Below are 13,583 nucleotides of genomic sequence, written 5' to 3' on the forward strand. Positions count from 1 at the left end.
TGCGACCCTAAATTAGATTGAATGCATCAGATGCTTGGCTGCGTAAAACTTTAATAGAAGGCGCATTACATGCTGTCAGGAGCCAATCAAGAATAGGCCATTGAATAAGCTTGAGCTATACAATCATTCACTGAGACGCCATTAAACGCACTACCTAATAGTTGCAGATGAGGGGACAATTCTTGCAAATATTTTCCTATCAGCACTTTTTTTTGTTCATGCCCTACAAGATATTGAGGGATAGCATTCTGGGCAAGATGAATATCTACAACATCGGGCGCTGCATGAATCTGTAAATGATTAGAGATAGCTTTTAAAGCACTGCTTAAAAAATCTGATTCTTTTTTTTGCGAAAAATCACTCATTCGGGTGCCACCTAGCATTACAGTCAAACGAGTTTCTGAAGGATGTAAGCTTTGCTGGGGAAATGCACAGGAGTCCCAAACCATCCCCAAAATTTCCTCTTTTTCTTTAGAGGGTATTAAATATCCAAATCCTTTAGGTGTTAATAATTTTTGTTTATAACCTAAGCCCACCACTGCAATCGAGGCATTAGCAATTGAGCTCAATAGATTAGCCAAAGGAAGATGATGTGGGCGTATAAGAGGGGCTAAGGAAGCAGGTGGCAAAGTCGAGTAAACCTGGTCTGCCCACAAAGTTTTACCTTGCGCAAGTCCCAATTCTATTCCCTTTTCTTGAAAATTTAAGTCAGTTACTTCTTGCTCACGCAAAATAGATTCATGCAGGTTTTGCACTAGCGCATTCGAGAGAGTTTGCATGCCTTCTCTAAAGGAAAATAAACTTTCTTGGCACATTTTTTTAATATAAGGAGAAGGGAGAGGAGCTCGATTTTTAAAAAAATGTAGAAAAGCTCCTTTTGTAAGAGAGCCATGTTGTCGTTCCCAGTGAAATAAGTCAGGAAAGCAAGACTTCATCGACAGTTCATGAATATCTCCTCCATAGATGCCAGAGACGAAAGGATCTAAAAAATGCTCTGCCACCTCATGGCCTAGGCGCCTTGTAAAAAATGCATGAATAGTTTCATCCTCGTTTTCTCCAGGAGAAATTTGCCATTCTTTAAATAAATTAAAGACTACTTGCCTTGTTAAAGGAGAAAATAGCAAAGAAAATGGATGACAGGGAATTTTTTGCAAATGCTTGTCTAGGTACAAAAAACGCTGTTGAGCGGCTCGATCGGCTACAATGACCTGCTTTTGCAAGCCAAGCTCTTCAATAAGACGAAGCGTTGCTTTTCCGCTGCCACGCGTGCGGCAGCTACGAGGCCCTCTTTCAAAGAGAAAACCTTCCTTTTTATAGGAGTTAATCCATCCTCCTAAGCGATCACTTTTTTCTAGCAGAGTCAAAGAAGCAGCGGAGCCGTGACGTTTCCTTAGATACCAAAGAAGGCTAAGTCCTGAGATACCTCCCCCTATTACAATAATTTTTTTCATAAAGATTGGACAGTCTCTACAAGAAGTCTAACGGAATCATAGGGAGTATCAGGCTTAACACCATGGCCTAAGTTAAAAATAAAGGCTCGATCACCATGCATAGTATCAACTAATTGCCGAGCCTCCTGCTCTATTTTTGCTGGAGAAGCATACAGAATATCCGGATCTAAATTCCCTTGCAGAGCGATATGAAAAGGCACATATTTACGCATATGGGCTAAATTACAATTCCAATCTAAGCCGATACCCTGAGGAGAGGCTTCTGCTAGCTTAGGAGCAAAGACGGATGAACCGCGGCAATAAAGAATTGCAGGGACAGAATATTTCTGTAAAACCTTTACCAATTTCTTCATATATTCATAGGAAAATTCTTGAAATTGTCCCCAGCTTAAGTGGTTGGCCCAAGAATCAAAAATTTGAAAAGCATGCACACCTGCCTGTACCTGCATTTCAATATATTGGATGGTAGCTTGCAAAATTTTATCCAGGAGTTGATGAAAACTAGTTGGATGGTTAAGCATCCATTTTTTTGTTTTGAGCAGATCACGGCTACTGCCACCTTCAATCATGTAACTTGCTAGAGTAAAAGGCGCGCCACAAAATCCGATCAGGGGAACTTTTAATTCTTTTAACAGCAGCTTAATTCCTTCTGCTACGTACGCAAGCTTTTCTGCCACGGCGCCCGCTGATAAATCTGCGACATCCTTTTCTGTTTGCAAAGGTCTTGCTATCACAGGTCCCTTGCCTTCCTCAAACGACAGTCCTACTTCAAAAGCTTCAGCTACGACTAAGATATCCGAAAAGAGAATCGCTGCATCCATACCAAAAGCTTGCAATGGCAAGTTAGTCACCTTTACAATCAATTCAGGATGATGACACATCTCCAAAAAAGAATATTTCTGGCGAAGAGCTCGATATTCAGGCATATAGCGTCCAGCTTGGCGCATCAGCCAAATGGGAGGACGCCCTTGGTTATGCCCCTGCAGGGCGAGCATAAATTTGCTGTTAATGATAGCTGGGTCAACGGTTTTCATCATGGAAGAAGCTTTTTCAAGATAGCGTCCACTGTGAACCCAAACTCTTGCGCCAAAGCAGCAGCCGGAGCGGAGGCTCCAAAGCTTTGCATACTAATTGCTATGCCGCTTAAACCAATATATTTATGCCACCCCTGCTCCACGCCAGCTTCAATGCTAACACGAATGCCAAGGTCTCCACCTAAAAGGCTTTCTTTATAAGCTGGATCTTGTTCTTCATACAATTCCCAGCAAGGCATCGAGATCACGCGTACGCTTTTCCCGCTTTTTTCTAAGGCTGCCGCTACCTCAAGAGCTAAATGCGCTTCTGAGCCGGTGGCTAGCAAGGTATAATCTGGTTTAGAGTTTTCTTTTTTAAGGATATAGGCGCCTCGCCCCATGCTATCTGCATAAGAAAAGCTTTTTGTTGCTTGTATTTCTGGAAGATTCTGGCGAGTTAAAATAATGGCTGTAGGTCCAGGATAGCGCAATGCTGCCACCCATGCCATTTTCACTTCATGGGCATCTGCTGGCCGAATGACGTGTAAATAAGGAATAGCTCTTAAAGAGGCATAATGCTCAACCGGTTGATGGGTGGGGCCATCTTCTCCTAAGAAAATTGAATCATGCGTAAACTGATAGATCACATGAGCTTTTTGCAAGGCTGCCAAGCGAATAGCATTGCGCATATAATCGGAAAAAGTCAAAAAAGTACCAATAAAAGGTATGATCATATGGGTTTGGTAAAGACCATTAGCAATCGTAGCCATACCAAATTCGCGTACCCCATACTTAATATTACGGCCTGAAAAGTCACCTGGCTTAACTAAAGGATAGTTTTTTAACATGGTTAAATCTGAACCCGACAAATCTGCAGAGCCCCCATAAAGGTGCGGTAAAAAAGGCGCTAAGGCATTTAATACTTCCTGAGATGCTTTCCGCCCTGCAATAGGAGATTTAATCTCTATAGCCTTCAAGCGCTCTTCTAAATCCGCCGGTAAAGAATTGTGAGACATGGCTTCATAAGCCTCTAACAACTTAGGATTTGCTTGAGCCCACGCATTAAAGGTTGTCTGCCATTCTTTTTCTATAGCCATATGCTCTGCTATTTTTTTGCTAAAGAACTCTTTAACTTCCGAGGGAACATAAAATAAAGGCTCTTGGGGGATGCCTAGTAAATTTTTAGTCGCTTTAACTTCTTCTACCCCTAGAGGAGCACCATGAGCTTTATTTGTTCCTTCTTTATTAGGTGAGCCTTTTCCAATAATCGTGTGGGCGATGATTAGCCGAGGGCGCGTTTGCTTCTCTCCAGCCTTTAAAAACACCTGATGGATATCATCTAAATTGTTACCATCCATCTCGAAGACTTCCCAACCATATGCCTCGTAGCGCATTCGGGTGTTCTCAGTAAAGCACTCACTTGTGGGACCATCTAAGCATATGTGATTAGAATCGTAGATTAAAATAAGGTTATCAAGTTGCAAATGAGCTGCTAAGCAAGATGCTTCTGCAGAAACACCTTCCATTAAATCCCCATCGCCACATAAGCAGTAAACCTTGCTATTAAGAATCTGGTGGGCCTCTGTATTAAATTTAGCTCCTAGCAATTTTAAGCCTAATGCTTGACCTACGGCATTGCCTATCCCCTGTCCTAAAGGACCTGTAGTCGTCTCTACCCCCTCGGTATCTAAGGATTCAGGATGCCCTGGTGTTTTAGAGTGAAGCTGCCTAAAGTTTTTAAGATCTTCTAAAGAAAGAGGATAGCCCGCTAAATGTAGGGCAGAATAAAGAAGCATAGAGCCATGCCCGGCCGAGAGAATGAAGCGATCGCGATTGGGCCATTTAGGATTGTTAGGATTATAGCGAAGTAAATATCCCCATAAGTAAGCCCCAATTTCTGCACATCCCATCGGTAGGCCGGGGTGCCCTGAGTCTGCTTTTTGCACAGCATCTATAGAGAGCCCTCTAATGGTATGAGCGGTTTTAGCTAATATAGCTTTAAGCTCGGGATTTAAAATTTTTGAAATATTTTGTTTATTATTTTTTAAAGAACTATTGACTTCAACCATAGAGATGCCTATTAAAGATTGTTGGGTAATGTTCTAGACTCTAGCCACAATTTAGTAAACAGGCAAGAAAAAATATGAATCCTATCGCTGCCTATCGAAGTTTACAAGATGATTTAATGCATGATAAAGTTTTAGGGCAATTTAATCTTTCGTTGCCGGTAAGAGCTACCTTAAAAATCTGTACAACAGTGCATTGGGTTTGGTGGCTACACCGCAAGAAAAAACTGTGCACTCAGCAAACAATTGTTCCTGCCGCTTTAGGAACTTTAACTGATTTTGCTCTTAAGTTTACACCTACATTTATTGAAAATACGATCCGCGGGATAGCCAAACTTATCCTTCTTGCCACCCGCATTGATGAATGCTTTCAAAGAATTCGCGCTTTATCGAATGCTTTTAACGAGTTAAAAGAAGCTATTAAAGGCAATTATTCTCCTTTGATAGAGCCTCAATGGGCTAAAAATCCCGACTCTATGTTTTTCTCCATTAAGGCAAGAAATCAAGCTAAATCCAGGATAAAAAACTTAGAAGCCTATTGGTGCCGCCTTTATTATTGTACTCTTAATGTATTGGCTAAAACTTTTAATTTAAGCATGCAATTATGGGACACTTACCATGCTTTTATTTATTCCCATGATGATGTTCCTGAAATGTATGTAAATGGGATAGCCTGGTATAAAAAGCTAAGAAAAAACAAAGCGTATCTAGGTGCAAAATTAGAGCAGTATCAGCCTGTCATCCAAAAGGTTTTTGATTTAGTAAAGGCCGATATCACCGCTGAAGATCTTATAAAATCCACCAAAAGCATAGGAGTTAAAGTCATAGATACAGTAGATAAACTAGAACAAACGGCCACTTTGGCAGGAGAAGCTATTGTTACAGCTTCAAAAAAAACAGCAAGCACAGTGATTGAAATTAAAAGTAAACTACTATGCCAAGGCTTAGTAAAACCTTCTATCCATACGCCTTTTATCCTGAATAAACGTCCGCGACTCTTTTGGCCAGATAAAATGCTTCTAAAACGAAAGATGTAGGAAAGTGTAGCTTTTGGTTATCTATCCAAGCAACTACTAATAAAAGTCTCTTAATTATTAAGCAACTAGCGAAAATACTCATATTTGTCTTTAATTTTGTAATTCCTCTAGATATAAAAAGTCACTTTATTAGCTTTTTATCAAAATTTTTTCTCTCCTAAACGATAAAAATTATAATTTACTAGTAATTGACAATTAAATGCTTAAGAAAAAAAATACTCTTTCTATTACTAGTTAAAGTTTATAATCCTAGATTAACTTTTACCTTTTTTTATTTGTTTAAAATCTAAGAATGAAATATAAAAAAAAGCTAACCCCTACTTTCAATTCAAAGTAAGGCACTTTCCTTATTTAACAAATGATTAATAAAAGGTTTTTTTATGAATAACTTAGACTCTAAAGATCATGTAGATGCGGATTTCAGTATGATAGTTTCAGAAACTGATTTTAAAGCTCTAGTTAATAGGGTAGATACACAAGAAAAAAAGCTTTATAAATACAAAACACAAGTAAGAGAATGTAACAAAAAGATTGATGACCTTCGTGCTATCCTTATAGTAAGAGATGAACAACTTCTGAAGGCAAATCAACGAGTAATGGCACTGGATGAAAAAAACGAGATGCTTAAAAACAATGTTAAGATTTTGGCGGCTGAAAATGATGAATGGAAAGATAAAGATAGGGAAGCACAATCAACGATTACAAGAATTGAAGCAGAAAAAGATAAAGCGTTAAGTAGAAATAGAGAATTAGAAGAAACTATTGCCTTGTTAACAACACGAGAAGAAAGCCTGGCTAGAGAAAATCTCAGCCTTAGAATAGATAAAGATAGCTTAGAAGCAGACAAAGCTAAACTTGAAAAAGAAAGAGAAAGTCTTTTAGAAGACAGAGATGCCTTAAGAGCGGCTAAAGCAAAACTTAAAGAAAACCGCTGTTCTCTTTTAAATGATAATGCTCTTTTAACACTCGCTAATCATCAGCTTAAAGAAGAAAACGAGAGCCATCTAAACGATAAAAACAATTTAGCTACAGCTAATCATCAACTTAAAGAAGAAAATGAGCGTCATCTAAACGATAAAGACAGCTTAGCAGCAACCAATCATCAACTTAAAGAAGAAAATGAGCGTCATCTAAATGATAAAGACAGCTTAGCTGCCACTAATCATCAGCTTAAAGAAGAAAATGAGCGTCATCTAAACGATAAAAACAATTTAGCTGAAGCTAATCATCAACTTAAAGAAGAAAATGATAACCTTCTAAATGATAAAGACAGCTTAACAGCAACCAGTCATCAACTTAGAGAAGAAAATGAGCGTCATCTAAACGATAAAAACAATTTAGCCGCAGCTAATCATCAACTTAAAGAAGAAAATGATAACCTTCTAAATGATAGAAACAATTTAGTTGCCACTAATCATCAGCTTAAAGAAGAAAAAGAAGCTGTCCAAAATGATAGAAACAATTTAGCCGCAGCTAATCATCAACTTAAAGAAGAAAATGATAACCTTATAAAGGATATAAATGAACTATTAGTTGATATCCATCGAATTAGCGAAGAAAAAGAAACTATTCAGAACAATAGAAATAACCTGTTGGTAGCTAATATTGAAAGTGAAAATGAAAAAGAAGCTTTAGTGAATGGTAAAATTAGAGTGGCGGCAGAAAAGGAAGTACTGGCAAGAGAAAATAAACGTCTTTTAGCCCACCAGGTTAAGTTGGAAGCAGACACTCATCATTTTATAGAAGAGAAAGCGGCTCTACAAAGTGACAAAAATATATTAGAAGTAAAATTACAAGTATTAGATTGGCAATTACAAAAGCAAACTGATAAGGAGCAAGAAGTATTAAAACTGATGAAAGAAGGGGGCCTACCGCTTCAGCCAACTACCACATTATCTGTTGCTGTCAAGCATCTTTTAGGTGCGAATAAGGAGTTATCATTAATTGCTGAAAAAACAACGTTGGCACAACATAAGATTAAAGAAATAGGAGATAAACTTGCTACCTTTAACATGGTAAAAGCCGATTATACAACGGAAGAAGTTCTTGAAAAGCTAAATAGTCTTTTTGAAGATTACCAAGCCTTTATTAGGCACCGATCTGCTTTATGTAAAGAATTAGGTCTACCAAGCAATGCTAGCTTAAAAACAGTATTAGACAAAATGCAGGAAAAAAAGATGTCTAAGAAAAGCGGTATAAGCGCACATTTTAGTAGATTAGCCAGATCTACTCTTTGTCTTTTTTCTTTAGGATTTGCAAACATTGTATAAATGTTAGTAAGAAAGTAATATTTTTATCACGGATTAAGAAGCTAAGTTTATTTGTAAACTTTCTTACCTAACAAAAAAGTTATCAAATGAGCTTGCTTCTTTTGACAAATTATATAAAAGTTTTAAAAATTGAGGTAGATTATGGGAGTAAGAAAAATTCTTTCGTCTGATTCCGATTCTGATTCGGATGATTTTTTAGAGGAATTTAACGCTCGTCAAAGATATCAGGATGCTCGGCTCCTGCGTGGTAATGCAAAATTATTACAATCTGAGCAGGATTTGATGATTGCAACGGTAATGCATCAGCTAAATAGCATGGAACGTGAGCAAAGTGAAAGAGAACGTTTATCTCAAACTAGTGTTGTACATTTACCGACCGAGGAATTAGAAATAGAGATTGAACAAAGACAAGAAGAGGAACAAGAACTTAGTAGCCGGGCTGATAAACTTTTAGAAGACTTTTGCCTTATAAACGAAGGACTGTCAAGAATTGAACAAGGACAAATTAAAATCCAAGAAGGTCAAGAATTAATAATTAACGATCAGGCAGAGCTAAGACAATCTTTTCAAAGAATAGGGCAAGAACAATACCTTATCCGTAGAGATTTTCAAGATATAAGAGAGTCCTTTCAAGAAATAGGACAAGAACTAGAAGTCATTAGCAGAGACTTTGGAGATTTTGAAGGGTCTTTCATGGAAATACGGCAACAACAGCAGTTAAGGCGAAATGAACAGGTAGAGATAAAACAAGCTTTTCAGGAATTAAACCAACAACAGCAGTTAAGGCGGAATGAACAGGCAGAGATAAAACAAGCTTTTCAGGAATTAAAACAACAACAGCAGCTAAGGCGGGATGAACAGGCAGAGATAAAACAAGCTTTTCAGGAATTAAAGCAACAACAGCAGCTAAGGCGGAATGAACAGGCAGAGATAAAACAAGCTTTTCAGGAATTAAAACAACAACAGCAGTTAAGGCTGAGTGAACAGGCAGAGATAAAACAAGCTTTTCAGGAATTAAAGCAACAACAGCAGCTAAGACGGAATGAACAAGCAGAGATAAAACAAGCTTTTCAGGAATTAAAGCAACAACAGCAGTTAAGGCTGAGTGAACAGGCAGAGATAAAACAAGCTTTTCAGGAGATACGGCAAGACCAAGAACGCTTACATAAAGGTTTTGAAAGCTTACGAGAATCCTTCCAGGAATTAGAGCAACAACATCAGTTAAGGCGGAATGAACAGGCAAAGATAAAACAAGTCTTTCAGGAGGCAGAACAAGAACGAGACGTTATACGTAGAGATTTTGCAGACTTACGAAAATCGTTTCAGGAAATAAGGCAGGCCCAAGAACGCGTACATAGGGATCTTGCAGGCTTTCGAGAATCGTTCCGAGAAATAGAGCAGCAATTCCATTTTCTACGCAGTGAGCAGACTGAGATAAGACGAGGCTTCCGGAAAATAGGACAAGATCGGGAGCAACTGGCCATAGAATTTGGAAGCTTGAAAAACAATTTTAAAGAAATGAGGTTAATAGTTGAAGAGCTGATAAAAAAATTTATTCCTTCCGATACTCAAGAAACTCTAACTGCTGAAGAACTAGCAGAAAAAGAAGAAAAAGAGGCGAAATTACTTACCCAACATTATATGCATGATTGGCAAAAGAGAATAAATCATGAGAATAGGAAGGAAAAAAACTCACATTCACTAACTATTCAAGAAGAAGTAACAGACCCAGAAAAGGAAAATTCTTTTATCAAAGTGGAAATGAAAGAAAGTGAGGGAATTTTACCCCAAGCGGAGGAGCAAGAAACCGAACTAGACTCAAGCAAAAGCTATCCATTGCAAACCGTTAAAGCTAGTTTTTTAAAAAAAGTATGGGCTGCTAAAGAATATGCCCAGAGCTTTTTTATAAAGCTAGCATGCCTGGCTACTATAGCTTCAGCAGGCATAGCTAGTTTCTTTGCTATAGGCGCTATGATGGTATAATTAAATAAAAATCTAAATAAAGAAATATTTAATTTCTTGTTAGGAAAGCTGCTGGGTTAATCCTAGCAGCTTTTTTTTTAAAGATAAACCATTCATGCAAAATTGTTTCAATGCATTTTTCTTACAGTAAGCGACAAGCCATTAAATGATTGGGCTTCATGCCAGATATAAGCTTTTTCTTAAGTTTACCATCACTACATTTTTTATTATCCGCATGACCAACTCACCTTACGCACAAAGGAGTTTAAAAATTATTTTAAGGGTATATTTTTTCTTTGAAATCCCGTATTTTTTGCATCAATTGTTTTTGGCCTAGCTTATTTTATTAATGGTATTTTCTGCTGCAATCCTGTTGCTTTCCTTCCCTAAGTAATTTGTGCCACCATGAAAGGTCTTGTATGGGGCCTTACTAAAGAATTTACGAGGAAATTGTATAGGGCAAGTGGCATGCATATTGATGGCAATACCTTAGGCTGGTCTCAATATATAAAGGCACCTTGTGACCGAATTTTGGATCGCAAAATTTTAGCTTTAGACTATTGAGAAACTAAGCATCTCTTCCATTATGGCAAACTTTTGCTAAGCAAAGCCAGGCTTGCTATGGAGTAATAATCAATCCAAGCAAGCCTTGTCCATTACGCAAGTCTATTCCATTTCTTACGCAGTTTAAAGACTACAAGCCAAACACATTCTTAATGGCAAAGAACGGAAGAAATGCGAAACCTTTATCTTTTAACCTTACAATTTTTTCGAAAACTAATCCGCTAGAAGGAAAAAGCTTTCTTAAGATATAATCTTTTACTTTTTCATCTATCAGGAATTTTCAATGCTTACTCAAGAAATTCGTCGCCAATTTCTCCATTATTTTAAAAATAAGCAGCACTCTATAATTACCTCCTCCCCTGTAGTGCCTCATGATGATCCTACTCTTCTTTTTACCAATGCAGGCATGAACCAATTTAAAGACGTTTTTCTAGGCGATACTATACGAGATTATAATCGAGCGACTACAGCCCAGAAATGCATCCGGGTGGGAGGAAAACACAATGATCTTGAAAATGTGGGGCATACCGCACGGCATTTAACATTCTTTGAGATGCTCGGCAATTTTTCCTTTGGCGACTATTTTAAAGCAGAAGCTATTCAATTTGCCTGGGAAGTTTCTACCCAAGTTTTTGGGTTTGAGGCAGAACGCATCTGGCCTAGTGTTTTCCGAGAAGATGAGGAAGCTTTCGAGCTTTGGACCCAGTATGTTCCTACCCATAAAATTACTCGTCTAGATGAAAAGGACAACTTTTGGGCGATGGGAGAGGTAGGGCCTTGCGGGCCATGTTCTGAGCTATACTATGATCGCGGACCTAAATATGGCAAGGCCTCTAAGCTTAGTGAAGATAGCGAAGGAAGTCGCTTTCTCGAATTTTGGAATTTAGTCTTCATGCAATATAATCGCTCATCGCCTACGCAGCTTACTCCTCTACCTAAGCCATCGATAGATACGGGAGCAGGCTTAGAACGCGTGATTAGCCTAAAAATGGATGTAGATTCTGTCTTTGAAACAGATGTGCTGCGTAGCCTAATTGCTCAGGTTGAGCAGGTCTCAGGCATTCCTTATGACCCTGCTAATCCTCATCTAGCCCCTGCTTTTCGTGTGATTGTCGACCATTTGCGCTGCTTAGCTTTTGCTATAGCCGATGGGGTCCAACCCAGTAATATCGACCGAGGATATGTTTTAAGGAAAGTTTTAAGACGTGCTGTACGCTATGGCCGTATGTTAGGAATAGAAGATCCTTTTCTAGCTAAAGTGCTTCCTCGGTTAGTTGAAACGATGGGCAGCGACTATAAAGAATTGCAAAGAGGGCAAAGTCTTATTGCGGAAATTTTAACGATAGAAGAAGAAGCTTTTTTCCGTACCTTACGCCGAGGTGGCAATATTCTTACTCAGATCATTGATAAGGCTCAAGCCAGCAGCAAACAAATTACAGGTGATGAAGCTTTTAAACTTAAAGATACTTATGGCCTGCCTATGGAAGAAATCCTATTGATTGCTAAAGATTCAGCTCTTACTGTTGATGTAGAACGCTATCAAATTTTAGAACAAGAGGCTAAAGAACGCTCCCGTAACTCACAAAAAACTACCCAACAAGTAGCTTCAGAAAATCTATACGCAAGTTTTACTGAAAAGCATGGACCTACAAAATTTGTAGGCTATCAGCAGCAACAGGCAGTGAGTAAAATTCAAGGTATTCTTTATAACGGGCAATTTGTCACCTCCTTAGAGGAAGGCCAAGAAGGCATTATTCTTCTTGACCAAACACCCTTTTATGCAGAAATGGGTGGGCAAATAGGAGATTTAGGAGTTATTAAAGGAGATCACAAGCTCTTTCAAGTGACTGATTGTAAATCTCCCTATAAAGGTATTATCGCCCATATAGGTAGGGTAGAAATAGGTTGCTTGAACACAGCGGATACCTTGACAGCTATGATCGACTTAAGACGGCGTCAAAAGATTGCTAACAACCACACAGCTACCCATCTTTTGCATTGGGCTCTTTCCCAAGTATTAGGAGAGCACATCAAGCAGGCTGGCTCGGTAGTAGATGCTGAACGCCTCCGCTTTGACTTCAATCATCATAAAGCCTTGACCTACGAAGAAATCGTAGCTCTCGAGGATCTGATTAATGCTAAAATTCGCACCAATCAAGCGGTCAAAGGGTATGAGATTCCCTATGAAGAAGCACAAAAAAGAGAAGATATTAAACAATTTTTTGGGGAAAAATATAGCTCTCTCGTACGAGTTGTGGATATAGACTATTCTAAAGAGTTATGTGGAGGCACGCATACTAATTTCTTAGGCACTATTGGTTATTTTCGTATCGCCAAAGAAAGCAGCATCGCTGCGGGCGTGCGACGCATTGAAGCAGTCACGGGGGCAGAAGCTGAAGCTCTCAATCGTGAAACAGAAAAAATCATCCTAGAAAGTGCAGCTTTACTAAAAGCATCACCTGCTAAGCTAAAAGAAAAAATAGAAAAGCTATTAGAAGAAAATAAGCAATTATCTCAGCAGCTAAAAAACCTTCAAAAAACCCAGAGAGAAAATCTTGTGGATTCTCTTTTAGGAAAAGTGGAAAAGCTCCCTAAAGCTAGCCTCATTGCATCTCAAGTCGATCTCTCCCCTGAAGAATTGCGCTTATGTGCTGAAGACCTTATGGCACGCTTTAAATCAGGCGTATTAATCCTTGCAGCTTCTTATGAAGAGCGCTGCCAATTGATCATTCGTGTAACTGAAGATTTAGTGGCCCAAGGCATTCAAGCTTCTGATATAGTCAAGAAGATTGCCCCCACTATTGAAGGTAGCGGAGGAGGCAAGCCTGGCAATGCTCAAGCAGGAGGGAAAGCTCCTCATAAGGTTGGACAGGCCTTAGCACAAGTACGTGAAATGCTTGGAGATAAACTTTTCGATAATAAAATGGATTGAGAGGAAAATATTTTCTCTCACTCCTTTTACTTTCCGCAAGCTGCTCATAGGTTTAGCTTCGAAGGCCACCCCCTTTTTTTCTCTTCGCTGTCCTTTTTGTGTAGATGCCTTACGCACACTCTTTGATTACCTTTGTAGTTTTTTTTAGCCCCTTTACTTCATCCTGCCCTATTTAACTTGTGTTTAGTTACCCCTTACCTGCTCCCATCTATTTTTAATAGATTCCCTCTCAAAAATATATTTTCGCATTCAATTAAGAATTAACTTTTTAATAATCAGTTGATTATA

General features: G+C 38.6%; 7 protein-coding genes. 4 read left to right on the forward strand and 3 right to left on the reverse strand.

What is annotated here, in order from left to right; all coding sequences use genetic code 11:
• Positions 1-86: 86 nt before the first annotated feature.
• Genes hemG through tkt form a run of 3 tightly spaced genes read right to left on the reverse strand, consistent with a single transcriptional unit; the run spans position 87 to position 4,533 of the window.
• The gene (hemG, locus tag DB42_RS00580; RefSeq protein ID WP_052435846.1) at positions 87-1,451 is read right to left on the reverse strand and encodes a protoporphyrinogen oxidase; all 1,365 of its coding nucleotides are present in this window, start codon (positions 1,449-1,451) and stop codon (positions 87-89) included.
• Positions 1,448-2,488, reverse strand: a complete 1,041-nt coding sequence (gene hemE, locus DB42_RS00585; RefSeq protein ID WP_238578966.1) for a uroporphyrinogen decarboxylase — start codon at positions 2,486-2,488, stop codon at positions 1,448-1,450. The genes hemG and hemE overlap by 4 nt, the downstream gene beginning before the upstream one ends.
• Positions 2,485-4,533 (reverse strand): transketolase, encoded by a 2,049-nt coding sequence (tkt, locus tag DB42_RS00590; protein WP_044881265.1) that lies wholly within the window; start codon positions 4,531-4,533, stop codon positions 2,485-2,487. Before tkt ends, hemE begins: the two co-directional genes overlap by 4 nt.
• A 74-nt stretch (positions 4,534-4,607) precedes the next feature.
• Between tkt and DB42_RS00595 the strand changes: the two genes are divergently transcribed.
• The 4 genes from DB42_RS00595 (at position 4,608) to alaS (ending at position 13,295) form a co-directional block, all read left to right on the forward strand.
• Positions 4,608-5,567: a hypothetical protein gene (locus DB42_RS00595; RefSeq protein WP_044881266.1), complete on the forward strand. Its 960-nt coding sequence runs from the start codon at positions 4,608-4,610 to the stop codon at positions 5,565-5,567.
• Between the two features lie 380 nt (positions 5,568-5,947).
• Positions 5,948-7,837 carry a hypothetical protein gene (locus DB42_RS00600; protein WP_044881267.1) on the forward strand — a complete coding sequence of 630 codons (1,890 nt, stop codon included), beginning with the start codon at positions 5,948-5,950 and terminating at the stop codon, positions 7,835-7,837.
• 141 nt (positions 7,838-7,978) lie between these two features.
• A complete protein-coding gene (locus DB42_RS10115; RefSeq protein ID WP_052435847.1) occupies positions 7,979-9,820 on the forward strand; it encodes a hypothetical protein in 1,842 nt (613 codons plus the stop codon).
• An 826-nt stretch (positions 9,821-10,646) separates the two neighbouring features.
• Positions 10,647-13,295 carry an alanine--tRNA ligase gene (gene alaS, locus DB42_RS00610; RefSeq protein WP_044881268.1) on the forward strand — a complete coding sequence of 883 codons (2,649 nt, stop codon included), beginning with the start codon at positions 10,647-10,649 and terminating at the stop codon, positions 13,293-13,295.
• Positions 13,296-13,583: the final 288 nt, after the last annotated feature.

Source organism: Neochlamydia sp. EPS4, assembly GCF_000813665.1.
GTDB lineage: Bacteria > Chlamydiota > Chlamydiia > Chlamydiales > Parachlamydiaceae > Neochlamydia.